Genomic DNA, 23,891 nt, shown 5'->3' on the forward strand with positions numbered 1-23,891 from the left:
GGTCACTTGAGGACGGACGTGTCGGCGGACTTCGCCACGTCGACGTTCGGTTCCAGCACGCCGATGCCGTTCATCAGGTCGGCCACGCCCTGGACCGTCCCGTTCACCTCGGACGTGATCGGCAGAACCTTGCTGTACGCGGCCGAGGCGAGCGTCTTGGCGACCGAGGCGTCGGCGCCGTTGAGCTTCACGATGGCGTCCGCGTAGGCGTCCTGGTGCGTGCTCGTCCACTCCAGGGCCGTGCCGAGCCGCTTGAGGAAGTCGCCGAGCGCGGTCTTCTTCGCCGGGCTCGCCAGGGCCTTCTCGGAGGCGCCGATGAAGCCGTACCCGCTGATGCGCCCGTCGGCGCCGTCGATGAGGACCCGGCCGCCCTGCTGGAGGCCGACGGCCTGGTAGACCCCGAAGGTCGCCCAGACCTGGATCTTCCCGGAGGCGAAGGCCGCCTGCGCGTCGGTCGGCAGCAGGTACTGCACCTTCACGTCGGAGTACTTGAGCCCGTTCTGCTGGAGCACGTTGGCCAGCAGGTACTCGGCGATGCTGCCCTTCGCCGAGGACACCACGACCGTCTTGCCCTTCAGGTCCTTGACGTTCTTCACGTCGGAGCCCTTGGGGACGATGAGCGCGGTGTGATGGCCGTCGTTCTTGAGCGCCGCCACGTTCTTGAACTTCACGCCGCCGCTGAGTGCCTGGAGGGCGGGCAGGTCGGCGGAGTACGTGGTGTCGGCGGCGTTCGCCTGGACGGCCTGGTAGAGCGGGGCCGCGCCCTCGAACTCGGCCCACTTCACCTTGTACTTCGCGCCCTTGAGCGCGTCGGAGGCGGCGAAGATGGTCTGGAGGGTCTTCGCCTGGTCGCCGATGGTCAGGGTGACCTCGTCCTGGCTGGTGGCCGTGTCCGCCGATGAGTCGGCGCCGCAGGCGGTCAGCGCCAGCAGGGCGGTCAGGCTCAATGCGGCGGCTGCGAGTCTGCGTATCACGAGGGGGTCCCTTCGAGGGTGGGGGTGACGCCGAGCCAGCCGAGGAGGCGGGCGCGGAGGGTGACGAACTCAGGAGAGGTGAGATCCCGGGGGCGGGGCAGGTCGACGGTGAGGTCGTGGGCGATGCGGCCCTCGTCCATCACCAGCACCCGGTCGGCGAGCAGCAGCGCCTCCTCCACGTCATGCGTGACCAGGAGAATCGCGCAGCCGTGCCGTTTCCACAGCTCGCCGACCAGCTGCTGCACCTTGCCCCGGGTCAGCGCGTCGAGCGCGCCGAACGGCTCGTCCAGGAGCAGGAGTTCGGGCTCGCGGACCAGAGCGCGGGCGAGTGAGACGCGCTGCGCCTGACCTCCGGAGAGGGTCTTGGGCCAGACGGTGGCCCGTTCCGCGATGCCGACCTCGTCCAGCGCCCTGTTGGCCAGCGCGCGGTCGGGGCGGCCGGGCAGCCCGAGGACGACATTGCGCCACACCTTCAGCCAGGGCAGCAGGCGGGGCGACTGGAACGCGGCGCTGCGCCGCGCGGGCACGGTCACCTCGCCGCCGATCTCGTCGTCGAGCCCGGCGAGGATGCGCAGCAGCGTCGACTTGCCGCAGCCGCTGTGTCCGAGGAGGGCCACGAACTCGCCCTCGCGGATGTCGAGGTCGAGGTCGTGCAGGACGGTGTTGCCGTCGAAGGCCCGCGAAAGCCCCCGTATTTCCACGCTGTTGGTCATGATCAGGCCTCGCCCTCGAAGTTGGCGCGCCAGGTCAGCAGACGGCGCGAGAGGACCCGTACGGCGAAGTCGCAGGCCAGACCGAGCAGCGCGTACACGGCGAGGCAGAGCACGATGATGTCCGTGCGGAAGTACTGCTGGGCGTTGCTCATCAGATAGCCGAGGCCCGCGTCGGCGTTGATCTGCTCGGCGAAGACGAGTGCGAGCCAGGCGGTGGAGAGCGCGTACCGCAGGCCCACGAGTGCCCCCGGGAGCGCGCTCGGGAGGATCACGTACTTGATCAGGCCCAGCCTGCCGAGCCCCATCATCCGTGCCGCTTCGACGAGTTGGGCGTCGGTGGAGCGGATGCCGCCGTAGATGTTGAAGTACAGCGGGTAGGTGACACCGAGGGCGACGAGCGCGATCTTCGGGGTCTCCTCGATGCCGAACCAGACGATGAACAGCGGGATCAGACCGACCCACGGGATCGCCCGGAACATGCCCATCGACGAGTCGATGACGTCCTCGCCGAGCCGGAAGAGACCGGCCAGCAGGGAGAGGCTCAGCGCGATCGTCGCGCCGATCAGGAAGCCGATGGCGGCCCGGCGTCCCGACGCGGCGATGGCGCTGGGCAGTTCACCGTTCCTGGTCAGGTCGACGGCCTGGCGCAGTACGTCGACGGGAGAGGCGAGGACGGATTCGGGGAGGACGCCCGTGGCCGAGGTCAGGAACCACAGGAGCACGAGGCCGACGGGGCCGGAGGCGCGGCGTACGGAGCGGGGGACGGTGAAGCGGCGGGCGGTGCGGGCGGTGCCTCGGATGGTGACCCGGGGTGTGGTCTTCGGGGCCGGAGCGGAGGGTGCGTCGGGGGTCGGGCCGGCCGGTACGGGTGGTGCCGTGGCCAGGGGTTTCGTCGTCATGGCGGGGGTTCCTCTCGCGTCGCCTCAGGACGGCAACGGGCCGGTCGCGGCGGGGCGTGCGGGATCGGCGGACCAGGCGGACCAGGAGCCGGGGAAGAGCGTCGCCTCGTAACCGGCTATGGCGAGTGCGGCGATCTGATGGGCGGCGGTGACGCCGGAGCCGCAGTAGACACCGATGCGCGAGGTCGCGTCGGCGCCCTTGTCCGCGAACCTCTTGCGCAGCACCTCGGCGGGCAGGAAGGTGCCGTCCGCCGCGAGGTTCTCCCCGGTCGGCGCGGAGACCGCGCCCGGGATGTGGCCCGCGCGCGGGTCCACCGGTTCCACCTCCCCGCGGTAGCGTTCGGCCGCGCGGGCGTCCAACAGCAGTCCTGTCGCGGCGAGATCGGCGGCCCCGTCCACATCGACGGTCTGGAGCCTGTCGGGACGCAGGACGACATCACCCGGCGACGGATCGGCGGGGGCGCCGGACTCCAGCGGCAGTCCGGCCGACCGCCAGGCGCCCAACGCCCCGTCCAGGAGCGTCACTTCGGCCACTCCGGCGTAGCGCAGCAGCCACCACGCCCTGGCCGCAGCCGTGTTCCCCAAGTCGTCGTACACGACGACCGGTTGCCCGTCCCGCACACCCCACCGCCGTGCCGCCGCCTGCAGATCCGCGAGATCCGGCAGCGGATGGCGTCCGCCCTCCGGGCTCGGCGGCGCGGCCAACTCGGTGTCCAGATCGACGTACACCGCACCCGGTACGTGCCCGGCCGCGAAGTGGTCGCGGCCGTGCGGGTCGCCGAGCGCCCAGCGGACGTCGAGTACCGCGGGCGGTTCGGCGGAGCGCAGCAGAGTGTCGAGCTCGGCGACCGTCGTCGTCACCCGGGCGGTCATGCGAGGCCCTCGGCGATCAGGGGCAGTTCGGGGGAGAGGCGCAGGCGTTCCAGGAAGAGGACGACCGCGGCGGCGGCCGTGCGGTGCAGCGCGTCGTTGAGTACGTCGTGACGGCCGCCGTTGAAGGTCACGGTCCATACTCCGGGATGGCCGGCGTACGCGCTCAGCGCCTGGTCGAGGGGGCTGACCTTGTCGTCCGTGCCGTGCAGGGCCAGCACCGGGACGCCTACGAGATCGAGACGCAGCTCCGGCAGAGCGGCCGTCGCGCCGAGGGCTCCGCGCCGGAACTCCGGGTCGTTCGCGAGCCGGCCCTGGTGGGTGGGGCAGGCGGTGCGCGCCTCGAACTCGGCTTCCCAACTGCCCGACTCCCAGGGGCCGGTGGGCAGTCCGGCGAGGATCAGCGCGTCGATCCCCGGCGTCTGCTCGGCGGCCAGGTGGGCGGCGTACCGGGCACCGCTGTCCGAACCGACCAGCACCTTCGGGCCGGGCAGCGATTCGTCGGCGAGAAGCTTGGCGGCCTGGTCGGGCACCGAGGGGTCGGTGGTGGGATCACCGAGGGCGCGTACGCGGTAGGCGTCGAAGGCGAGCCGGCGGCCGAACCGCTCGTACACGCCGCCGTGCTCACCGCGCCCGGCCAGCACGATGAGCGTGCCGCGGGCGGCGAGGCCTTCGGGTTCGTTCCAGGAGGACGGGGGCGGGGATGCGGGCATGAGGGGGCGACTCCCTTGGACGGCTGGGCATGCGTGGGGGGCGAACATGCAGGGGTGCGAGCGCGCGTCTCAGGTCCCGCTGTCACGTGTCAGGTACGACAGGGCGCGACTCGGGAGAGAAACGGGAAGGAAGCTCGGTGGGCCGTACTCGTCAGTGACGGTCGGCGAAGTGCTTCAGCAGGTCAGCGACAACGCGCGCTGCTCGCCACGCCGAAGTCGATGACTCGGCGCTGCGTCAGAAAGGCAGCGGAAGCGGTGGCGTGAAGCATGGACTCATCATGACCGGACGTGGCCGGATACGTCCAACGACGATTCCGCATCGAAATCGATCAGCAATCGAGATCGGTGCCGGAATCGGGCTACCGTCACCGCATGCCCCAACCTGTCCTCGACATCGTGGCCCTGCGCAGCCTGACCGCGATAGCCGACTGCGGCGGCTTCCATCGCGCGGCCCACTCCCTCGCCCTCAGCCAGTCCGCGGTCAGCCAGCATGTGCGCAGGCTGGAGAAGGCGCTGGGCCGCCCGGTCGTCGAGCGCGAGGGCCGCGGGATGCGGTTCACCCCCGACGGACGCCTGCTGGTGGAGCAGGCCCGCCGTATCCTCGCCGTCCACGACGAAGCCGTGCGTGCCCTCCTCGACGTGGACGGCGACACCGTCACCATCGGCTCGACCGAGCATGCCGCCGACCAGTTCCTGCCCCGGCTCACCGCCGCCGTGCAGGCGGTGCGGCCCGGCTGCCGGGTGCGCTTCCGTATCGACCGCTCGGCACGCCTCGTCGAGGCCGTGGAGCGGGGGAGCGTGGACGTCGCGGTGTACGTCACCGAGGCCGCCGCCACCGAGGGCACCCCGGTCGGCGGACTGCCGCTGACCTGGCACGCCACGCCCGGCTGGACGCCGCCCGGGACGCCCGATCCCGTCCCGCTGGTCGCGATCGAGGACCCCTGCGCGATCCGCCGCCGGGCCATCGCGACTCTCGCCGCGCACGGCGTCGCGGCCACGGTGGTCGGCGACGCCGGCTATCTCGCGGGCGTCCTCGACATCGCCCGCACCGGCCAGGGCGTGGCCCTGCTCGCCGCGGTCGGGCCCGCACCGGACGGCTTGACCCCGTACGACGGGCTGCCCCCGGTCACCCCGATCCCCATGAGCGCGCTGGCCCGCCCCGGCGCGGACCCGGCGACCGTCACGGCCGCGTTCGACGCGGTGCGGGATCTTCTGCGGTGACGCGGGGTGGGGGACTACCTGTGTTACGCGTTCAACATGCGGTCGAGGACGGCGCGTTGCAGTGGGCGCACCTCGGCGTGCAGGTCGTGTCCCTTCGCGGTGAGCGCGACCCATACTCCGCGCCGGTCCTCGACGCAGACGGTGCGCTCCACCAGGCCGTCCTTCTCCAGCCGGCCGATGAGGCGGGACAGGGCGCTCTGGCTCAGATGGACCCGGTCGGCGATGTTCTGCACACGGCAGAGTGCACCGGGCTGCGCGGCCGTGCCGGAGGCGAGGACGTCGAGTACCTCGAAGTCGCTGGCGCCGAGACCGTACGGGTGCAGCGCGCGGTCGATCTCGCACATCGTGCGCGCGTGCACCGAGAGGATGTCCCGCCATTGGTCCTCGAGCCGGACGTCGGGCGTCTTCGCTGCCATAACACAACGGTAACAGAGATCCGGCCAGTCATTGATTGTGCAACTAGTGCAGGTGCATTCAGTTGCCGCCCTGCTCGGCGGGTGCCCGCCGCGCTACTCGGCGGACGAGTCCTGGAGGAGCCCGATGAGGTTCCCGTCGGCGTCCTTCACCGAGGCGATCAGCCGGCCGCCGCCCACGTCCTGGACCTCCTGGAGCGACTCGGCACCGGCTTCGAGCAGGCCCGCCAGAGTTCCCTTGATGTCGGCGACGTGCCAGTAGGGAACGGGCCCGGTCATGCCCTTGGCGTGGCCGTTCGGGTCCAGGCCGATGTCCTGCCCGGCGTCCTTGAAACCGACGTAGTACGCCTCGTCCACGTACGGGTCCACCTGCAGCAGTGCGCTGAACAGGGCCTTTGCCTTCGCGATGTCCTTGACGGGGTAGATGATGGTCTTCAGGCCTGCGGTCATGACGACTCCTCGTGTCTGTCGCGTTGTCTGTCCCACCGACGCGGATTCCGTCGGTGGTTTCACGCTAAGGCGGGGGAGCGCCGGGTGGCTTCTCGAATCCTGACCGGTGCGGGCGCGCCTCGCGTGGGCGGAGCCGTTGGAGAGGCGCGCACTGGATCAGGGCGAGGGAAGCCTGCGCGGCGGCGACGCGGGAGCGGACGGCTTCGGCCTCGCCGCGGAGGATGACCGCGACGCGTGTGACGTCAGCCGGCTCCTAGGGTCTGTCTGGCAATTCCCGTCGTCGCCCGGAGGGCGGCCTCGCGCCCGCTGCGGCAGCAGTTCGTGTCGCAGTAGGTGCGTGCTCTCGGCGTGCCGGGCGTTGACCCTCGTACTGGACGTACTTGGGTCTGCGCCCGGTGCGGCGAAGGGGGTCCCCCCGCCCGAGTCGGGCGAAGCCGGTTCGAGGGTGGGGGCGCGTGCATGGCGTCGCGCGGCAGACGGGAATTGTCAGACAGGCCCTAGCGGCGCCGGCCCGCGGAATCGCGTACGGGAGCCAAGAAGCCCACCGTCTCCCGGTGCCGCAACACATGCGTCGCCAGGCCGGAGTGGTTCGCGAGGGTGCGCACGGCGCCGGTGCACTGACGCGTGAGCGCGCGGACGCCTGGGGCGCGGAGCAGCGCAGCCGCGCCGCGACCGACCGCCTGTCTCCTGGCCCTGTCGGTGTTCGCGGCGCGGTCACCGCACCTCTCAGGTCGACTCCCGCCGTACCAACTCCGTGGGCAGGATCACCGCGGCAGGGTCCTCGCCCCCGATCTGGGCGAGCAGCACCCGTACCATCTCGGCGCTGATGCGGTCCCAGGGCTGGCGGATGGTGGTGAGGGCGGGAGTGGACGCGGTGGCCGCGGGGGAGTCGTCGAAGCCGCCGACCGACACGTCCTCGGGTACCCGGCGGCCGGCCTTGCGCAGCGCGGCGAGCACGCCCTGTGCCATCAGGTCGGAGGCGACGAACACGGCGTCTATGTCCGGTACCCGGGTGAGGAGTTGCTCGGCGCCCGCCTCGCCGCTGGCCCGGCTGTAGTCGCCGGAGACGACGAGACGGTCGTCGGCCTCGATGCCCGCTTCGGCGAGCACCTCCCGGTAGCCCGCGAGACGCTCGACACCGCCGGGGGTGTCGAGCGGGCCGGTGACCATGCCGATCCGGCGACGGCCGAGGGACCGCAGGTGTTTGACCATGTCACGGGCGCCGTCCCGGTCGTCCGCGGCGACGTAACTGACCTTGGACCCCATGCCGATGGGCTTGCCGCAGGCGACCAGCGGCACGCCCGCCTCGCGCAGCTGCTCGGCCACCGGGTCGCCGGAGTGGCTGGAGACCAGCAGCACCCCGTCGACATGGCCCGCGGTGATGTACCGAGTTATGCGCCGCCGTTCGTCCTGCGTGCCCGCGAGCATCAGCAGGAGGGGAACGTCGTGCGCGGCCAGCGCCTGCGTGCAACCACGTAGCAGGACGTTGAAGTTGGGGTCCTCGAAGAACCGCTCCTGAGGTTCGGTCAGCAGGAAGCCGATCGAGTCGGAACGCCCGGTGATCAGCGAGCGGGCGTGCCGGTTCACGACGTAACCCGTCCTGCGGATGGCGGCGTTGACCGCCTCCTGCGCCGCGGGGCTGACGTAGTGCCCGCCGTTGAGCACGCGCGACACCGTGCCCCTCGATACACCCGCCTCGCGCGCGACGTCATGAATCGTGGGCGGTCTGCGCCGGCCCCCCGCGTTGGTCATGGTCACGACTTTACGGCTCCCGACAGCAGATCGAGACTCCAGAAACGCTGGATGACCAGGAACAGCGCGACCAGCGGGATGATCGCGAGCAGCGCACCGGTGATCACCAGCGTGTACAACGCCGGGGTGTTTGAGCCCTGTTCGAGAAGCGTGAACAGGCCGAGCGTGATCGGGAACTTCTCGTCGTCGCTGAGCATGATGTACGGCAGCAGGAAGTTGTTCCACACCGCCACGAACTGGAACAGGAACACCGTCACCAGACCCGGCACCATCATCGGCAGCGCGATCCGCGTGAAGATCCGCCACTCGCTCGCGCCGTCCATCCGCCCGGCCTCGACCACGTCACCGGGCACGGCCGCGGCGGCGTAGATCCGGGCGAGATACACGCCGTACGGGGAGAGGACGAGCGGCAGGAGCACGGACGCGTACGAGTCCGTCAGGTCCGCCTTCGCCAGCAGCAGGTACTGCGGGATGGCCAGGATTACCGGCGGCATCAGCACACCGGCCATCAGGATGCTGAACACCGTCTCGCGGCCACGGAAGCGGTACATCGCGAGCGCGTAGCCGCTGACCGCCGAGACGGCCGTCGACAGGAGGGCGCCGAGACCGGCGTACAGGGCGGAGTTGCCCATCCACTTCCAGTAGATGCCGTCGCGGTAGGCGTTGAGATCCTTGACGTTCTCGGTGAAACCGGAGCCCGGAAGGAAGGTGAAGGTGGAGAACAGCTCGCTGCCCGACTTGGTGGCCGCGATCACCACCCAGGCGACCGGCAGCAGACAGTAGAGGGCGCCGAGCAGCAGCGTCAGCGTCGGGACGAGGGCGATCCGGCGGCGCAGCGGCGGCCCCTGGGCGGTCCCGGGGGTGGTACCCGCGGCCGGTGCGGCCTTACGCAGGGCAAGAGAACTCATCGTGCTTCCTCCTGCTTGTTACGGGAGTTCGCGGCACGCAGGAAGCCGAAGGACAGGACGAGGGTGACGACGGCGATGAGTGCGGCCTGCGCGGCGGCGGAGTAGATGTCGCCGTTCTTGAAGGCGTCCTGGTACACCTTCATCAGCGGACTCCAGGTCGTGGAGACGGAGTTGGTGAGCGGTTTGAGGGTGGTCGGCTCGCTGAACACCTGGAGCGTCGCGATGATCGAGAAGAAGAAGGTGAGCACCAGCGAGGGCGCCACCATCGGGATCTTGATCCGCAGCGCGATCTGCAGCGGTGTGGCGCCGTCCAGCTTCGCCGCCTCGTACACCTCGGCCGGAATGGCCTGCAGCGAGGTGTAGATGACGATCATGTTGAAGCCGGTGCCGCCCCAGACCGCGATGTTGGACAGTGCGATGTAGAGCGGACCGCCGTCCAGCAGGTCAGGCTGCGGCATCCCCAGCTTGTCGAGGATGAAGTAGAAGGGGCTGACGTCCGGGAGGTACAGGAAGCCCCAGAGCATCGCGGCGACGACGCCCGGAATGGCGTACGGCAGGAAGATCGCGAGCCGCGTGAAGGGGGCGAGGCGCACCTTGTCCGTGTCGAGCATCAGGGCGAAGAGCAGCGCGAGGCCGAGCATCACCGGGATCACGATGGCGCCGTAGCCCGCCACGCGCAGCGCCCCGTCGAGCAGTTCGGAGTCGGTGAGCGCGTCGGTGTAGTTCTCCAGGCCCGCCCAGACTTCCTTGCGGGCACCGGCGCCGAGCCCGAGGCCCGAGACCTGGACCTTGTGCAGGCTCAGCCAGAGCGCGTACCCGATGGGCAGCGCGAAGAAGAGGGCGAAGAGGACCGTCGCGGGGATGAGGAAAGCGTACGGGGCCCCCTTGACCCCGTACGACTTCCGGCGTGCCTTGGTCACTCCGCGACCCCGAAGCCCTGCTTCTTGAGGTCGGCGACGGTGTCGTCCTGCATGGTCTTCAGGGCGGCACCGAAGTCCGACTTGTTCTTGGCCGCGGCGCCGAAGGCGTCGTTGAAGGTCGTGTAGGCGACGTTCACGTTCGGGCCCCAGGCGGACGGCGCGGTGGTCTTCGCGATCTCGGAGGCCTTGGTGTAGAAGTCGGCCTGGTTCGAGAAGAAGGCCGGCGGCGTGGCGAACGCGCCACCGGTCTGTGCGCTCGTGGCGGCCGGGTAGATGCCACCCTCCTTCGCCATCGCGGCCACCGCCGTCGGGTCCGTGTTCAGCCAGGCGGCGAACTTCGCGGCGGCCGACTTGTTCTTGGAGTCAGTGGTGACCGCGGTGGACGAGCCACCCCAGCTGCCGGTGACGTTGTCGGAGGCCGACCACTGCGGCAGCGGGGCCATCGCCCACTTGCCCGCGGTGTCGGGGGCCGCGGTGGTGAGGGTGCCGGGCGCCCAGACCGCGCTGACCCAGGCGATCTGCTTGCCGGTGTTCAGCGCCTTGTTCCAGGACGGCGTGTACATCGGCTGGTTGTCGATCGCGCCCTCCTTGACGAGGCCGCCCCAGAAGTCGGCGACCTTCTGCGTCGCCGCGTCGTCGATGCCGACCTTCCACTTCTCGCCCTCGGTCGTCCACCACTTGGCGCCCGCCTGCTGCGCCAGCCCCGCGAAGAGGCCGGAGTCGTTGGCGGAGAACGTGGTCAGGTCCGTGTCGGGGGACTTCTTCTTGAGCGCGCGGGCGGTCTCCGCGAACTCCTCCCACGTAGTCGGGACCGTCAGGCCGTACTGCTTGAAGAGGTCCTCGCGGTAGTAGAACATCATCGGCCCGATGTCCTGCGGGATCGCGTACACCGCGTCCGTGCCCAGCGTCGTCTGCTGCCAGACGCCCTCGGCGAACTTGTCCTTCGCGCCGTTCACATCGCCCGATATGTCGGCGAGCGCGTCATTGCTGACCAGCGTCGGAAGCGCCTGGTACTCGGCCTGGACCAGGTCCGGGGCCTTGTTCGCCTTGTGCGCGGTGAGGATCTTGGTGACCAGTGTGTCGCCGGACGCCTGCTTCTTCACCGTGACGGTGATCTGCTGCTCTTTCCCCGGCCCCTTGTTCCACAGGTCCACGACCTTGTCCATGCCCGGGGCCCAGGTCCAGTACGTCAGAGACGCGGGACCGGACTGGGCTTCGCTCTTGTCGTCGTCGGACGAGCCGCAGGCGGCGAGCGAGGTGGCACCGAGCGCGACGGCGATGGTGGTGGCCACGAGGCGGCTGTGCTTCGTGATGGGCATGGATAGTTCTCCCCTGACCTGGGTCTCCGCCTGCTGCGGACGACCTGCCATGCTTCTGTGAGCGTTCACAGTAGAGAAACATCCCGGACACTTGTCAATGGTTGTTGCTGTGCGGTTATGTTGGGCTCTCGCCGATGGCGATGTGTGTGCACGTTCCCAAATGATCGATTAAACGGGAGAGATCCATGCCGGAGACCACCCCCAGGGGCCTCACCAGGCTCGCCTTCGGTGGGGACTACAACCCTGAGCAGTGGCCGGAACACGTCTGGCAGGAAGACGTCCGGCTGATGCGCGAGGCGGGCGTCACGATGGTGAGCGTCGGGATCTTCTCCTGGGCGCTCCTCGAACCGACGCCGGGCACCTACGAATTCGGCTGGCTGGACCGCCTGCTCGACCTGCTGCACGAGAACGGCATACGCGCCGACCTCGGTACGCCGACCGTGGCACCGCCCGCCTGGTTCTACCGCGAGCACCCCGACGCGCTGCCGGTCACCGCAGACGGCACCCGCTACGAGTTCGGCTCACGAGGCGCCATCTGCCACAGCAACACCCACTACCGCGCGGCCGCCGCGAACATCGCCACCCAGCTCGCCACCCGGTACGCAGGCCACCCCGCGCTCGCCATGTGGCACGTCCACAACGAGTACGGCGTGCCCGTCTCGGCCTGCTACTGCGAGAGCTGCGCCGCGCACTTCCGCCGTTGGCTGACTACGACGTACGAGACGATCGACGCGCTCAACGAGGCCTGGGGCACCGCCTTCTGGGGCCAGCGCTACGCCGGCTTCGGCCAGGTCAACCCGCCGCGTGTGACCCCGACCGTCGGCAACCCGGCCCAGGCGCTCGACTACAAGCGGTTCGCCGACGCCACCCTGCGCGAGAACTTCGTCGCCGAGCGGGACATCCTGCACCGCCTCTCGCCCGGCATCCCGGTCACCACCAACTTCATGACCGCCCTGAGCCAGTGCGACTCGATCGACTACTGGGCGTGGGGCCGCGAGGTCGACCTCGTCACCAACGACCACTACCTGATCACCGACGGCCGCCGCACCCACGTGAACCTCGCGATGGCCGCGGACCTCACCCGCTCGGTCGGCGCCGGCGCCCCCTGGCTGCTGCTCGAACACTCCACGTCCGGCGTCAACTGGCAGCCGCGCAACCCCGCGAAGGCCCCCGGCCAGATGGCCCGGAACTCCCTCGCGCACGTCGCCCGTGGCTCCGACGGCGCCATGTTCTTCCAGTGGCGGCAGTCCCGGCGCGGCGCCGAGAAGTTCCACTCCTCGATGCTGCCGCACGCCGGAACGGACTCACGGGTGTGGCGCGAGGTCGTCGAACTCGGCGCGTCCGTCGACTCGTTGGCCCCGCTCAAGGGGACCCGCACCGTCGCCGACGTCGCCGTGCTCTGGGACTGGCAGTCCTGGTGGGCGCAGAACCTCCAGTGGCGGCCCAGCGAGGACCACGACCCGCGCGAGCGCGCCGACGCGTTCTACGAGGCGCTCTACGACCGTCACCTCACGGTCGACTTCGCCCACCCGGAAGCCGACTTGTCGGCGTATCCCCTTGTCGTCGTACCCGCGCTGTATCTGATGACGGAGGCCGCCGGGAGCAACCTCAGGGAGTACGTCGAGAACGGCGGCACTCTCGTCGTCTCGTACTTCTCCGGCATCGTCGACGAGCACGACGCCGTGCACGAGGGCCCCTACCCGGGTGCCCTGCGTGACGTACTCGGCCTGACCGTCGAGGAGTTCTCGCCCCTCCTCCAGGGCGACCACGTCCGGATCACGGGGCCCGACGGCTCCGAACTCACCGGCGATGTATGGACCGAGTTCGTCGTCCCGCGCGGCGCCGAGACCGTGTGGACGTACGCCGACGGACTCACCGCCGGCCGGCCGGCCGTCACCCGGCACGGCCACGGCGAGGGCTCCGCCTGGTACGTCTCCACCCGCCTCGGCGCCCAGGGCCTGGACGCCCTGATCGGCTGGGCGGCCGACGACGCGCGGATCGCGCCGCGCGCCGACCTGCCCCGCGACGTCGAAGTGGTGCGCCGCACCGGCGAGTCCGGCACCTACGTGTTCGCCATCAACCACACCGCCTCCGACGCCAAGGTGCCGCTGGAGGCACACGGCACCGAACTCCTCACGGGCGAACGTGCCGCGGGCCGACTCGGGGTACCGGCGGGCGCGGTCCGGGTCGTACGGCTCGACGGCTGAGCCGGTTTGTTGCCTTCGCCCCCGCCGCCCCTACCCGTCCCATCCTTTCGGGGGCCAGCCCCCGACCCCCCGCTCCTCAAACGCCGGAGGGGCTGAAATACCCGGCCTGTCCGGCGTTTGAGGACGAGGCCGTTCAGGCCGAACGGGGGTTTGGGGGCGGAGCCCCCAAAGACGGGACGGGTAGGGGCGGCGGGGGCGAAGAACCCCCTCCTCAAGCCCCAACCCCGGGGCGCCCATCCCCATCACGTCGAAGGGACGACGGACGATGATGTTCCATCCCAGACGCACACTCAGGGCCCTGCTGCTGCCGCTGGCCGCCGGGCTCGCCTTCACCGCGCTGCCCGCGCAGACCGCTCACGCGGCGAGCACTCTCACCAACGGCGGCTTCGAGTCGAACGGTGCCGCCACGGCGACGCCGACCGGCTGGTCGACGTACTCGGCGGCCGGGCAGAACGCCGCCTCGTACACCGAGTCCGGTGGCCACGGCGGGAGTTACCGCCTCACGCACTGGTCGGCCTCGGCCTACAAGGTGGAGACCTACCAGTACCTCTCCGGGCTGACCAACGGGAACTACACCCTCACCGCGTGGGTGCGTTCCGGCGGCGGCCAGAACTCGGCCTACCTCGCCCTGAAGAACTGCGGGAGTTCGGAGCAGCGCACCGACCTGCCGGTCTCCGCCAGCGGCTGGATCCGGATCGTCACGTCGATCGCCGTGACGAGCAACCAGTGCACGATCAGCATCAACTCCGATGCGAACGCGGGCAATTGGATCAACGTCGACGACCTGACCTTCGCGTCGGGCTCGACAGCCCTCGCCATCAAGGGTTCTGACGTCTCGTCACTCGCCAAGAGCGAGGCCCTCGGCGGTGTCTACAAGACCAGCTCGGGCACGACCGGCGACGCGCTCGCCATCCTCAAGTCCGCCGGACAGAACTACGCCCGCCTCAAGGTGTGGGTGAACCCCGCCGACGGCTACAACAACAAGGCGCGTGTGCTGGCCATCGCCAAGCGCGTCAAGGCGCAGGGCATGAAACTGCTCGTCGACTTCCACTACTCGGACACCTGGGCCGACCCGGGCGCCCAGACCAAGCCGGCCGCCTGGTCCGGACACTCCTACAGCCAGCTCAAGACCGACGTCTACAACCACACGTACGACGTCCTCAACGCCCTGAAGGCGCAGGGCACCACGGCCGACATGGTGCAGGTCGGGAACGAGATCAACGGGGGCATGCTCTGGTCCGAGGGCTCGACGAGCAACTGGGCGCAGCTCGCGGGGCTGCTCAACTCCGGCTACGACGCGGTCAAGGCGGTCAACTCCTCCACCACCGTGGCGCTGCACCTCGCCAAGGGCGGTGACCTCGCGGGCACCCGCTGGTGGTTCGACAGCGCGGTCGCCAACGGCGTGAAGTTCGACGTCATCGGCCTGTCGTACTACGGCTACTGGCACGGAACGCTCGCCGACTTCCAGACCACCCTGGACGACGCGGCGGCCCGCTACGGCAAGCCGGTCTACCTCGCCGAGACGGCCTACCCGTTCCGCCTGGACAGCGAGGACTCGACCGAGAACATCATCGACCTCACCAGTGAGCTGGTCTCGGGCTACGCGGCCTCGACGGCCGGGCAGACGAAGTGGATGAAGGACGTCGCGAGCATCGTGGAGGCCGTCCCGAACGGACGCGGCCTCGGCATCTTCTACTGGGAATCCACCTGGACCGCTGTCACCGGCAACGGCTGGGACCCGACGGACTCCGCGTCCGGCAACGGCTGGGAGAACCAGGCCCTGTTCGGCTACGACGACAAGGCGCTGCCCGCCATGTCGTGGTTCAGCCACCGCTGAGCAGATGAGGGCCCGGCCGCCGCGGCGGCCGGGCCCTCGGCGTTCCCCCGACCGTTCGGCCCCTGCGAGCGTCGCCGAAGCCCGTGCGTGTCGCCCCGGGCTGCGGCACAGTAGCGGGAGACCGCCTTGACGGAGGGGGACGAGATGCTGAGGGTTCCCGTCAGTGGACAACGTATGGACATCCTGGAGTGGCTCCGGGACCCCGTCGCGCACTTTCCGCCGCAGCGGGGCGGCGACCTCGTCGAGGACGGCATCAGCTCGGCGACCCTCGCCGCCAAGCTCGGCGTGAGCCGGAACGCCGCGCGCACCCACCTCGACCTCCTCACCGGGATCGGGCTGCTGCGCACCAAGAAGATCAGACGTCGCACCTTCTACCGCCGCGACGAGTACCGCATCGCCGAGGTCAGCCACTTCTTCGAGAAGGGCTGGTAGGAGCCTCCGGGGCCCCGGTTGGGTGTGCGGGGCCTGCCTACCCGGCGTTACGCTGTTCACCGGCCGCGATCTTGCCTCGCGGCGTGGCGGTGGGGCCCGCCGTACCCGAACCGCGGTGTCGGTGCCGCCAACGGTCCCTACTTGCGATGGAGCGTGCTCGGGCGACCGGGCCCCGGCGAGTAGGAGACGTACGCACATGACAGTCCCACGGCCAGAGCGAGTCGACCGGGCCGGGATTCCCGCGCGGCCGGTGTCCCCGTGGCACGGCCAGGGACCGGTGGTCGCGATGGTCGCGCTCGGCGGCGCCATCGGCGCCACGGCCCGCTACGGCGCGTCGCTGTTGTGGCCCGCGCAGACGGGCGGATTCCCCTGGGCCACGTTCTGGGTCAATGTCGTCGGCTGCGCCGTGATCGGCGTCTTCATGGTGGTCGTCACCGAGGTGTGGGCGGCCCACCGGCTTGTGCGGCCGTTCTTCGGCACCGGGGTGCTCGGCGGATTCACCACCTTCTCGACATACGCCGTCGACATTCAGAAACTGGTCGACGAGGGGCACCCCGGCACTGGTCTCGGCTACCTCGCCGCGACCCTGTTCGCGGCGCTTGCGGCCGTCTGGCTCGCGGTCGCGGCAGCACGCCGCGTACTGGCACGGAGGCGGCGATGACGAGTCGGAGGCGGCCATGACCAGGGCGGAGACGGCGATGACCAGGCGGAGGCAGCGATGACGAGGCTGACGGGTCGCGCCCTGCGCGTGACGATCTTCATCGGCGAGAACGACACCTGGCACCGCAAGCCCCTCTACACGGAGATCGTGCACCGCGCCCGCGCGGCAGGCATCGCGGGCGCGAGCGTCTTCCGCGGTATCGAGGGCTTCGGCGCCTCCTCGCTGATCCACACCTCGCGGCTGCTCTCGCTCAGCGAGGACCTGCCGGTGGCCGTCGTGATCGTGGACACCGAGGAGCATGTACGCGCCTTCCTGCCGACGCTCGACGCACTCGTCACCGAGGGGCTGGTGATCCTCGACGACTGCGAGGTCATCCGATACGTCGGACGGGAGCCGAAGCAGGGCGAAACGGGCAAGGAAGGTAAGAGGTAGTTGTGAACTGGCTGCTGGTGATCATCGGTGCCGCGGTCGGCGCGCCGCTGCGCTATCTGACCGACCGCGCGGTGCAGCTGAGACACGACTCGGTCTTCCCCTGGGGCACCTTCGCCGTCAACGTCACGGGCTGTCTGATCCTCGGCCTCCTGACCGGCGCGGCCTCGGCGGGACATGCCTCCTCCCACCTGCAGCTGCTGATCGGCACGGGCCTGTGCGGGGCGCTGACCACGTACTCGACGTTCTCCTACGAGACGCTGCGGCTGACCGAGACGGGCGCCGGGTTCCATGCCGCGGCGAACGTGATCGCGAGCGTCGCGGCGGGCCTCGGAGCGGCGTTCGCGGGGGTCTCCGTCGCGCAGACTGTGTGGTCGTAGGCGAAGGACGCTTGCCCGCACGTAGTAGGACGGTCGACAGCACTGTCGGCCAACTTCCCAGAACTGGATCCCATGAGCGTCATCAACGTCGGTCAGGCCGTCGTCCTCGGAGCAGTCGAGGGGGTGACCGAATTCCTCCCCGTCTCCTCCACCGGACACCTCAAGATCACCGAAGGGCTGATGGGCATCCCCGTCGACGACAACGCCGTGGTCGGGTTCTCGGCCGTCATCCAGGTCGGCGCGATCGCCGCCGTCCTCGTGTACTTCTTCAAGGACATCGTGCGGATCCTCTCCGCCTGGGGGCGGGGCCTGCGCGACCGCGAGGAGCGCTACCACCACGACTACAAGTTCGCCTGGTGGGTCATCTACGCGACCATCCCGATCGTGATCGTCGGACTGGCGGCGAAGCCGCTCATCGAAGGCCCGCTCGCCTCGCTGTGGGTGGTCGCGGCCTCGCTGATCGTCGGCAGCGGCGTGATGTGGGCGGCGGACCAGATGGGCCGGCACAAGCGCGGCGAGGACGACACCTCGTTCAAGGACGCGATGCTGGTGGGCTGCTCCCAGATCCTCGCCCTGCTCTTCCCGGGCTTCTCACGCTCCGGCGCCACCATGTCCACGGCGCTCATCCTGGACCTCGACCGCGTCGCCGCCACCCGGCTCTCCTTCTTCCTCGGCATCCCCGCCCTGACCGGCGCCGGTCTTTACGAGCTGAAGGACGCCCTGGGTACGGGGGTCGGCGCGGCCCCGCTCGTCGTCGGCACGCTGGTCTCCTTCGTGGTCGCGTACGGCTCCATCGCCTGGCTGCTGAAGTATGTCGCCAAGCACTCCTTCAACGCCTTCGTGATCTACCGGCTCGTGATCGGCGTCGCGCTGTTCGGCCTGCTCGGGGCGGGTGTGCTCAGCTGAGTCCTGCGACGGTGCGACGGTGAATCCGCCCGCGGTATGAGAGCCGGTGCCCGTTCCTCGGGCACCGGCTCTCACGCCTTCCACCCTTGACAGCCGCCTCCCGTTCCCCGGAGTATCACCTCCGTGAACCTGTCAGACAGCCAGACAGGTGGCTCGGTACCGCGGCGCGTCAGCGCCATGGAAGCGGTGCTCACCCACCTCCGCAGCGCCATCGAGCGCGGCGAGTACGCCATCGGCGACAAGCTCCCCTCCGAGGCGGAGCTGTGCCGCCGCCTGGAGGTCAGCCGCCCCGTGCTCCGCGAGGCGCTACGGGCCCTGCAGGTGATGGGCCTGACCGTCTCCCGTACCGGCAAGGGCACCTTCGTGCTCGCCAACACCGTTGAGGACCCCACCTTCGGCGACTACGCGGCCAGCGACCTGCTCGAAGTGCGCCGCCACGTCGAGATCCCCGTCGCCGGGTACGCGGCGGTGCGCCGCACCCCGGAGAACCTCGACCACCTCGCGCATCTCCTGGAGCGGATGGAGCGTGAGATCGACACCACCGCGTGGGTGGCGATGGACACGATCTTCCACATCGCCGTCGCCGAGGCCTCCCAGAACCCGGTCTTCCGCAGGGTCATCGAAGAGATCCGGGACGCACTGGCCCGCCAGTCGGCCTTCCTCAACGAACTCGGCGACCGCCGCGAGCAGTCCAACCGCGAACACCGCGCGATCGTCGAGGCGTTGATCGACGGCAGCGAGCACGACGCGGTGGAAGCCATGTCCCACCACCTCGACCGCGTCGAGAACACCCTCACCTCCATCGTGCACCCCGAGCGCACGGACACCCCCACGAAAGGCGGACCCGAGGCGTGAGCGAGCAGTCCCTGAAACAAGAAGCGCACGCGGCGACCGGCCATGTCGACGCCGGCGACGCGGGCTACAGCAAGTCGCTCAAGTCCCGGCACGTCAACATGATCGCCATCGGCGGAGCCATCGGCACCGGCCTCTTCCTCGGCGCCGGAGGCCGCCTCGCCGACGCCGGGCCCTCGCTGTTCGTCGCCTACGCGGTCTGCGGCCTCTTCGCCTTCCTGGTCGTCCGCGCGCTCGGCGAACTCGTCCTGTACCGGCCGTCGTCGGGCGCCTTCGTCTCGTACGCCCGTGAGTTCCTCGGCGAGAAGGGCGCGTACATCGCGGGCTGGATGTACTTCCTCAACTGGGCCACCACCGGCATCGCCGACATCACCGCCGTGGCCCTCTACACGCACTACTGGGGCATGTTCTCCGACGTCCCGCAGTGGGTGATCGCGCTCATCGCGCTCGCCGTCGTCCTCACCGTGAACCTCATATCGGTGAAGATGTTCGGTGAACTGGAGTTCTGGTTCGCGATCATCAAGGTTGGCGCACTCGTCGCGTTCATGCTCATCGGTATCTTCCTCCTTGTCACTCAGCACCCCGTCGACGGTCATGCTCCCGGCCCGTCCCTGATCACCGACAACGGCGGCGTCTTCCCCAACGGCATGCTGCCGATGCTCCTGATCATCCAGGGCGTCGTCTTCGCCTACGCCTCCGTCGAACTGGTCGGCGTCGCGGCGGGCGAGACCGAGAACCCCGAGAAGATCATGCCGAAGGCCATCAACTCCATCATGTGGCGCGTCGGCATCTTCTACGTCGGCTCCGTGCTCCTCCTGTCGATGCTGCTGCCCTGGAACAAGTACACCGGGGGAGAGAGCCCCTTCGTCACCGTCCTGTCGAACATCGGCATCCCCGCAGCGGGCGGCGTCATGAACCTCGTCGTCCTCACCGCCGCCATGTCCTCGCTCAACTCCGGCCTGTACTCCACCGGTCGCATCCTGCGCTCCATGGCCATGTCCGGCTCCGCACCGAGGTTCACCGGAGTGATGAGCCGCAGCCAGGTCCCGTACGGCGGGATCCTGCTCACCAGCGGCATCTGCGTACTCGGCGTCGGCCTCAACTTCGTCGTGCCCGCCGACGCCTTCGAGATCGTGCTGAACTTCGCGGCGATCGGCATCCTCGCCACCTGGGGCATGATCATGCTCTGCCACCTGCTGTTCTGGCGCAAGACGGAGAACGGCGAGCTGTCCAGGCCGAGTTACCGCCTCCCCGGTTCGCCGTGGACCGAGGTCGTGACCATCGGCTTCCTGCTCTCCGTGCTCGTTCTGATGTACGCCGACGGGGGCGCCGGACGGACGACCGTGCTGTGTCTCCCGCTGATCGCGGCGGCTCTCGTCGCCGGCTGGTACGGAGTGCGCCGCCGGGTCGCCGGGATACGCGACGGAGCGGACGCGTGAACCAGGCAGTCAGGTACGGCAGTTCACTCGCGGCGGCTCCGGTGATCCGCGAGCCCCTGCACGCACCCGTCGCCCATCTCGTACGCGGCGGAGTCATCGAAGGCATCCACTACGGCTCGGTCGTCGTGCTGGCCGCCGACGGCCGCGTGGAGCTGCAGATCGGCGACATCGAGGCCGCCTTCTACCCGCGCTCGGCACTCAAACCCCTCCAGGCCGCGGCGATGCTGCGGGCCGGACTGCCGCTCGACGGCGAGCTGCTCTCGCTGGCCGCGGCCAGCCACTCCGGCGAGGAACGCCATCTGGCCGGCACCCGGCGGATCCTGGAGCTGGCCGGACTGCGCGAGGACCAGCTGCGCAACGTCCGGGACCTGCCCTTCGACCCGGTCGTACGCGAGGACTGGGTCCGTGAGGGACGGATGCCCTCCCGGCTCGCGCAGAACTGCTCGGGCAAACACGCCGCCATGCTGTACACCGCCAAGCTCAACGGCTGGTCGCTCGACGACTACCTCGACCCCGGGCACCCGCTCCAGCAGGCCATCGCGGAGATCGTCGAGGACCTCACCGGGCAGGCGATCGCGCGGGTGAGCGTCGACGGCTGCGGGGCGCCCCTGTTGTCGGTCTCACTGCACGGGCTCGCGCGTGCCGCTGCGCGGATCACCACCGCGGCCCCGGGCACCCCCGAGGCGATGGTGGCCGACGCCATGCGTGAACACGCCGAGATGGCCTCCGGCTCCGGGCGCGATGTCGCCGCGCTGATGCGGGCCGTGCCGGGGCTGCTCGCCAAGGACGGCTTCGAAGGTGTGCAGGTCGCGGCGCTGCCGGATGGTCGGGCTGTCGCCGTGAAGATTGCCGACGGGGCCGATCGGGCGCGGGTTCCGGTGACCGCGGCTGCGTTGGTCCGGGCCGGGGTCGACCCGGCAGCCCTTGCCGAGTTCGGCGGTGCGCCGCTGCTCGGGGGTGGCGTGGTGGTCGGTCACGTCCGCCCTGCCCGTGCGCTTGATCCGCTGCCGGCGCATGACATGTGCGCCTGAGCGCCGTGCGACGAGGGTTGTGGGGCGGGTGCGGGGCCGTTGTGGCTGGTCGCGCAGTTCCCCGCGCCCCTAGGTCCGCTGCCGCTTACCCATTCTTCTACGCCTCCCCCTTCGAAAGAGGACCGCTCAGCCATGATCACCGTCGCCGTAGCCCACCGCAGCGAACACGACCTGCTCGGAGACCGTGACGTACCCGCCGAGGCGTACTGGGGGATCCACACCCTGCGCGCCACGGAGAACTTCCCCATCACGGGTACCGCGATCTCCGCCTACCCGCACCTGATCGACGCCCTCGCCGCAGTCAAGGAGGCCGCCGCTCGCGCCAACGAGGAACTCGGCCTCCTTGAGCCCCGCAAGGCGGCCGCCATCGTCGCGGCCTGCCGGGAGATCCGGGACGGCGAACTGCACGACCAGTTCGTCGTCGACGTCATCCAGGGCGGCGCCGGCACCTCGACGAACATGAACGCCAACGAGGTGGTCGCCAACCGGGCGTTGGAGCTCCTCGGCCACGCCAAGGGCGACTACCTGCATCTGCACCCCAACGAGGACGTCAACCTCGGCCAGTCGACCAACGACGTCTACCCGACCGCGGTCAAGGTCGCCACGGTCTTCGCGGTACGCGGGCTGCTCAAGGCGATGGCCGTGCTCCAGGATGCCTTCGCCCGCAAGGCGGTCGAGTTCCGTGACGTCCTGAAGATGGGGCGTACGCAGCTCCAGGACGCGGTGCCGATGACACTGGGCCAGGAGTTCTCGTCGTACGCCGTGATGCTGGACGAGGACCGGCTCCGCCTCGCCGAGGCCGTCGAGCTGATCCACGAGATCAACCTCGGGGCCACCGCGATCGGCACCGGGCTCAACGCCCCCGCCGGATACGCGGAGTCGGCGCGCCGCCATCTCGCGGACATCACCGGGCTGCCGCTGGTCACCGCCGCCAATCTGGTCGAGGCGACCCAGGACTGCGGCGCGTTCGTCCAGATGTCGGGCGTGCTGAAGCGGATCGCGGTCAAGCTGTCCAAGAGCTGCAACGACCTGCGGCTGCTGTCCTCCGGGCCGCGCGCCGGGCTGAACGAGATCAACCTGCCGCCCGTGCAGGCCGGTTCGAGCATCATGCCAGGCAAGGTCAACCCGGTGATCCCCGAAGTCGTCAACCAGGTCGCCTTCGAGGTGATCGGCAACGACGTCACCATCACCATGGCTGCCGAGGCGGGACAGCTCCAGCTCAACGCGTTCGAGCCGATCATCCTGCACTCGCTCTCGGAGAGCATCACGCACCTGAGTGCCGCCTGCCTGACCCTCGCGGAGAGGTGCGTCGACGGGATCACCGCCAACACGGAGGTGCTCCGCGCGGCGGTCGAGAACTCCATCGGCCTGGTCACCGCGCTCAACCCGCACATCGGGTACACGGCGGCCACCGACATCGCCAAGGAGGCCCTCGCCACCGGCCGCGGAGTCGCCGAACTCGTCCTGGAGAAGGGCCTGTTGCCCGCCGAACGCCTTGAGGCACTGCTCCGGCCCGAGGTGCTCGCGGGCAGCGGCACCCCGAAGGCCACCTCGGGGACCGCCCCGCGGGCGCTCTGAGCCGATGAGCACCGGGACCGGCCGGACGGCACAATGGTGATCATGTCCCCGTCGCTGACCTTTCAGCCGGTCCTCGAACGCATCGCCACCGAGATCGCGCAGACCCCCGGCCGCGGGCGGCCCGCCGACTACATCCCGGCGCTCGCCGCCTGCGACCCGCGCCGCTTCGGCATGGCCGTCGCCGAGCTCGACGGCACGGTCTACGGCGTGGGGGACTGGCGGGTGCCCTTCTCCACCCAGTCCATCACCAAGGTGTTCACGCTCGCCCTCGACCTGACCCGCGAGGGCGACGAGCTGTGGGAGCACGTCGGCCGCGAGCCCTCCGGCAACGCCTTCAACTCCCTGGTGCAGCTGGAGTACGAGAACGGCATCCCGCGCAACCCGTTCATCAACGCGGGAGCCCTCGTCGTCACCGATCGCCTGCAGACACAGACCGGAGACGCGGCCGGGTCCCTGCTCGCCTTCCTGCGCGCCGAGAGCGGCAACCAGGACCTGACCTTCGACAAGGACGTCGCCGCCTCCGAGGCCGCGCACGGCGACCGCAACGCGGCCCTCGCCCACTTCATGGCGTCGTACGGCAATATCGACAACCCCGTGCCGGTGCTTCTGGAGCAGTACTTCCGGCAGTGCTCGATCGAGGCGTCCTGCGCCGATCTCGCGCTGGCCACCGGCTTTCTGGCCAGGCACGGCCTCCGGGCCGACGGCTCCCGGCTGCTCACCCAGACCCAGGCCAAACAGGTCAACGCGGTGATGCTCACCTGCGGCGCCTACGACGCGGCGGGCGAGTTCGCGTACCGCGTGGGGCTGCCCGGCAAGAGCGGTGTGGGCGGCGGGATCATCGCGGTCGTGCCGGGGCGGTGCACGTTGTGCGTGTGGAGTCCGGGTCTCGACCAGAGCGGGAACTCGGTGGCGGGCGTCGCGGCTCTCGACCGGTTCACGACGCTGACAGGCGTGTCCGTCTTCTGATCCGCCGTCCCGGCGGGGGCT

Annotated in this window: 24 protein-coding genes; 13 read left to right on the plus strand and 11 right to left on the minus strand. The window is 69.8% G+C overall.

Translation table 11 applies throughout. The features are described 5' to 3' along the window. Positions 1 to 2: 2 nt before the first annotated feature. Genes OG266_RS42045 through OG266_RS42065 form a run of 5 tightly spaced genes read right to left on the minus strand, consistent with a single transcriptional unit; the run spans position 3 to position 4,169 of the window. On the minus strand, positions 3 to 974 hold the full coding sequence (locus OG266_RS42045; protein ID WP_371552134.1) for an ABC transporter substrate-binding protein: 972 nt from the start codon (positions 972 to 974) through the stop codon (positions 3 to 5). Further along, a complete protein-coding gene (locus OG266_RS42050; protein WP_371552135.1) occupies positions 971 to 1,687 on the minus strand; it encodes an ABC transporter ATP-binding protein in 717 nt (238 codons plus the stop codon). The genes OG266_RS42045 and OG266_RS42050 overlap by 4 nt, the downstream gene beginning before the upstream one ends. A gap of 2 nt (positions 1,688 to 1,689) precedes the next feature. Beyond that, the gene (locus OG266_RS42055; protein WP_266469818.1) at positions 1,690 to 2,586 is read right to left on the minus strand and encodes an ABC transporter permease; all 897 of its coding nucleotides are present in this window, start codon (positions 2,584 to 2,586) and stop codon (positions 1,690 to 1,692) included. A 24-nt stretch (positions 2,587 to 2,610) separates the two neighbouring features. Continuing rightward, positions 2,611 to 3,459 carry a sulfurtransferase gene (locus tag OG266_RS42060; protein WP_371552136.1) on the minus strand — a complete coding sequence of 283 codons (849 nt, stop codon included), beginning with the start codon at positions 3,457 to 3,459 and terminating at the stop codon, positions 2,611 to 2,613. Further along, positions 3,456 to 4,169 (minus strand): alpha/beta hydrolase, encoded by a 714-nt coding sequence (locus tag OG266_RS42065; RefSeq protein WP_371552137.1) that lies wholly within the window; start codon positions 4,167 to 4,169, stop codon positions 3,456 to 3,458. The genes OG266_RS42060 and OG266_RS42065 overlap by 4 nt, the downstream gene beginning before the upstream one ends. Before the next feature lie 372 nt (positions 4,170 to 4,541). Between OG266_RS42065 and OG266_RS42070 the strand changes: the two genes are divergently transcribed. After that, positions 4,542 to 5,390, plus strand: a complete 849-nt coding sequence (locus OG266_RS42070) for a LysR family transcriptional regulator (protein WP_266469824.1) — start codon at positions 4,542 to 4,544, stop codon at positions 5,388 to 5,390. Between the two features lie 23 nt (positions 5,391 to 5,413). On the opposite strand, the gene OG266_RS42075 is transcribed toward OG266_RS42070, so the two are convergent. The 6 genes from OG266_RS42075 to OG266_RS42100 form a co-directional block, all read right to left on the minus strand. Next, complete coding sequence (locus tag OG266_RS42075) at positions 5,414 to 5,806, minus strand: MarR family winged helix-turn-helix transcriptional regulator (RefSeq protein WP_371552138.1); 393 nt, start codon at positions 5,804 to 5,806, stop codon at positions 5,414 to 5,416. Between the two features lie 93 nt (positions 5,807 to 5,899). Further along, positions 5,900 to 6,253 (minus strand): VOC family protein, encoded by a 354-nt coding sequence (locus OG266_RS42080; RefSeq protein WP_371552139.1) that lies wholly within the window; start codon positions 6,251 to 6,253, stop codon positions 5,900 to 5,902. Positions 6,254 to 6,979: 726 nt separating this feature from the next. Beyond that, the gene (locus OG266_RS42085; RefSeq protein ID WP_371552140.1) at positions 6,980 to 8,011 is read right to left on the minus strand and encodes a LacI family DNA-binding transcriptional regulator; all 1,032 of its coding nucleotides are present in this window, start codon (positions 8,009 to 8,011) and stop codon (positions 6,980 to 6,982) included. After that, positions 8,008 to 8,913 carry a carbohydrate ABC transporter permease gene (locus OG266_RS42090; RefSeq protein WP_266469830.1) on the minus strand — a complete coding sequence of 302 codons (906 nt, stop codon included), beginning with the start codon at positions 8,911 to 8,913 and terminating at the stop codon, positions 8,008 to 8,010. The genes OG266_RS42085 and OG266_RS42090 overlap by 4 nt, the downstream gene beginning before the upstream one ends. Then, positions 8,910 to 9,833, minus strand: a complete 924-nt coding sequence (locus OG266_RS42095) for a carbohydrate ABC transporter permease (protein WP_266469831.1) — start codon at positions 9,831 to 9,833, stop codon at positions 8,910 to 8,912. Before OG266_RS42095 ends, OG266_RS42090 begins: the two co-directional genes overlap by 4 nt. After that, entirely contained in the window at positions 9,830 to 11,152 is a 1,323-nt protein-coding gene (locus tag OG266_RS42100; RefSeq protein ID WP_371552141.1) for an ABC transporter substrate-binding protein, read from the minus strand. The genes OG266_RS42095 and OG266_RS42100 overlap by 4 nt, the downstream gene beginning before the upstream one ends. Before the next feature lie 185 nt (positions 11,153 to 11,337). Here OG266_RS42100 and OG266_RS42105 point away from each other — a divergent pair, with 185 nt between their 5' ends. From OG266_RS42105 to OG266_RS42160, 12 genes are all read left to right on the plus strand, one after another. Continuing rightward, the gene (locus OG266_RS42105) at positions 11,338 to 13,359 is read left to right on the plus strand and encodes a beta-galactosidase (protein WP_371552142.1); all 2,022 of its coding nucleotides are present in this window, start codon (positions 11,338 to 11,340) and stop codon (positions 13,357 to 13,359) included. Positions 13,360 to 13,627: 268 nt separating this feature from the next. After that, positions 13,628 to 15,196 carry an arabinogalactan endo-beta-1,4-galactanase gene (locus tag OG266_RS42110; protein WP_371553158.1) on the plus strand — a complete coding sequence of 523 codons (1,569 nt, stop codon included), beginning with the start codon at positions 13,628 to 13,630 and terminating at the stop codon, positions 15,194 to 15,196. 144 nt (positions 15,197 to 15,340) lie between these two features. Further along, the gene (locus tag OG266_RS42115) at positions 15,341 to 15,628 is read left to right on the plus strand and encodes a winged helix-turn-helix domain-containing protein (protein ID WP_266471001.1); all 288 of its coding nucleotides are present in this window, start codon (positions 15,341 to 15,343) and stop codon (positions 15,626 to 15,628) included. A 196-nt stretch (positions 15,629 to 15,824) separates the two neighbouring features. Next, positions 15,825 to 16,289 (plus strand): fluoride efflux transporter CrcB, encoded by a 465-nt coding sequence (crcB, locus tag OG266_RS42120; protein ID WP_371552143.1) that lies wholly within the window; start codon positions 15,825 to 15,827, stop codon positions 16,287 to 16,289. A 57-nt stretch (positions 16,290 to 16,346) separates the two neighbouring features. Continuing rightward, positions 16,347 to 16,721: a DUF190 domain-containing protein gene (locus OG266_RS42125; protein ID WP_371552144.1), complete on the plus strand. Its 375-nt coding sequence runs from the start codon at positions 16,347 to 16,349 to the stop codon at positions 16,719 to 16,721. Positions 16,722 to 16,723: 2 nt separating this feature from the next. After that, complete coding sequence (gene crcB, locus OG266_RS42130) at positions 16,724 to 17,098, plus strand: fluoride efflux transporter CrcB (RefSeq protein WP_371552145.1); 375 nt, start codon at positions 16,724 to 16,726, stop codon at positions 17,096 to 17,098. Between the two features lie 72 nt (positions 17,099 to 17,170). Next, positions 17,171 to 18,004, plus strand: a complete 834-nt coding sequence (locus OG266_RS42135; RefSeq protein ID WP_371552146.1) for an undecaprenyl-diphosphate phosphatase — start codon at positions 17,171 to 17,173, stop codon at positions 18,002 to 18,004. A 123-nt stretch (positions 18,005 to 18,127) separates the two neighbouring features. Then, positions 18,128 to 18,859, plus strand: a complete 732-nt coding sequence (locus tag OG266_RS42140; protein ID WP_266469844.1) for a FadR/GntR family transcriptional regulator — start codon at positions 18,128 to 18,130, stop codon at positions 18,857 to 18,859. Continuing rightward, the gene (locus OG266_RS42145) at positions 18,856 to 20,295 is read left to right on the plus strand and encodes an amino acid permease (RefSeq protein ID WP_371552148.1); all 1,440 of its coding nucleotides are present in this window, start codon (positions 18,856 to 18,858) and stop codon (positions 20,293 to 20,295) included. Before OG266_RS42140 ends, OG266_RS42145 begins: the two co-directional genes overlap by 4 nt. Next, positions 20,292 to 21,326 carry an asparaginase gene (locus OG266_RS42150; protein ID WP_371552149.1) on the plus strand — a complete coding sequence of 345 codons (1,035 nt, stop codon included), beginning with the start codon at positions 20,292 to 20,294 and terminating at the stop codon, positions 21,324 to 21,326. The genes OG266_RS42145 and OG266_RS42150 overlap by 4 nt, the downstream gene beginning before the upstream one ends. Positions 21,327 to 21,458: 132 nt before the next feature. After that, positions 21,459 to 22,904, plus strand: coding sequence for an aspartate ammonia-lyase (gene aspA / locus OG266_RS42155; RefSeq protein WP_371552150.1), 1,446 nt, complete (start codon positions 21,459 to 21,461; stop codon positions 22,902 to 22,904). 33 nt (positions 22,905 to 22,937) lie between these two features. Then, complete coding sequence (locus OG266_RS42160) at positions 22,938 to 23,870, plus strand: glutaminase (RefSeq protein WP_371552151.1); 933 nt, start codon at positions 22,938 to 22,940, stop codon at positions 23,868 to 23,870. Positions 23,871 to 23,891 lie beyond the last annotated feature (21 nt).

Source organism: Streptomyces sp. NBC_00554 (genome assembly GCF_041431135.1).
Taxonomy (GTDB): Bacteria; Actinomycetota; Actinomycetes; order Streptomycetales; family Streptomycetaceae; genus Streptomyces.

Excerpts from the sequence above, each read along its gene's own strand:
- OG266_RS42135 (WP_371552146.1), top strand. The coding sequence starts at position 17,171 with ATGAGCGTCATCAACGTCGGTCAGGCCGTCGTCCTCGGAGCAGTCGAG.
- OG266_RS42125 (WP_371552144.1), top strand. The coding sequence starts at position 16,347 with ATGACGAGGCTGACGGGTCGCGCCCTGCGCGTGACGATCTTCATCGGC.
- aspA (WP_371552150.1), top strand. The coding sequence starts at position 21,459 with ATGATCACCGTCGCCGTAGCCCACCGCAGCGAACACGACCTGCTCGGA.
- OG266_RS42115 (WP_266471001.1), top strand. The coding sequence starts at position 15,341 with ATGCTGAGGGTTCCCGTCAGTGGACAACGTATGGACATCCTGGAGTGG.
- OG266_RS42080 (WP_371552139.1), bottom strand. The coding sequence starts at position 6,253 with ATGACCGCAGGCCTGAAGACCATCATCTACCCCGTCAAGGACATCGCG.
- OG266_RS42090 (WP_266469830.1), bottom strand. The coding sequence starts at position 8,913 with ATGAGTTCTCTTGCCCTGCGTAAGGCCGCACCGGCCGCGGGTACCACC.
- crcB (WP_371552143.1), top strand. The coding sequence starts at position 15,825 with ATGACAGTCCCACGGCCAGAGCGAGTCGACCGGGCCGGGATTCCCGCG.
- OG266_RS42100 (WP_371552141.1), bottom strand. The coding sequence starts at position 11,152 with ATGCCCATCACGAAGCACAGCCGCCTCGTGGCCACCACCATCGCCGTC.
- OG266_RS42075 (WP_371552138.1), bottom strand. The coding sequence starts at position 5,806 with ATGGCAGCGAAGACGCCCGACGTCCGGCTCGAGGACCAATGGCGGGAC.
- OG266_RS42060 (WP_371552136.1), bottom strand. The coding sequence starts at position 3,459 with ATGACCGCCCGGGTGACGACGACGGTCGCCGAGCTCGACACTCTGCTG.
- OG266_RS42070 (WP_266469824.1), top strand. The coding sequence starts at position 4,542 with ATGCCCCAACCTGTCCTCGACATCGTGGCCCTGCGCAGCCTGACCGCG.
- OG266_RS42050 (WP_371552135.1), bottom strand. The coding sequence starts at position 1,687 with ATGACCAACAGCGTGGAAATACGGGGGCTTTCGCGGGCCTTCGACGGC.
- OG266_RS42055 (WP_266469818.1), bottom strand. The coding sequence starts at position 2,586 with ATGACGACGAAACCCCTGGCCACGGCACCACCCGTACCGGCCGGCCCG.
- OG266_RS42160 (WP_371552151.1), top strand. The coding sequence starts at position 22,938 with ATGGTGATCATGTCCCCGTCGCTGACCTTTCAGCCGGTCCTCGAACGC.
- OG266_RS42105 (WP_371552142.1), top strand. The coding sequence starts at position 11,338 with ATGCCGGAGACCACCCCCAGGGGCCTCACCAGGCTCGCCTTCGGTGGG.
- OG266_RS42065 (WP_371552137.1), bottom strand. The coding sequence starts at position 4,169 with ATGCCCGCATCCCCGCCCCCGTCCTCCTGGAACGAACCCGAAGGCCTC.
- OG266_RS42110 (WP_371553158.1), top strand. The coding sequence starts at position 13,628 with ATGTTCCATCCCAGACGCACACTCAGGGCCCTGCTGCTGCCGCTGGCC.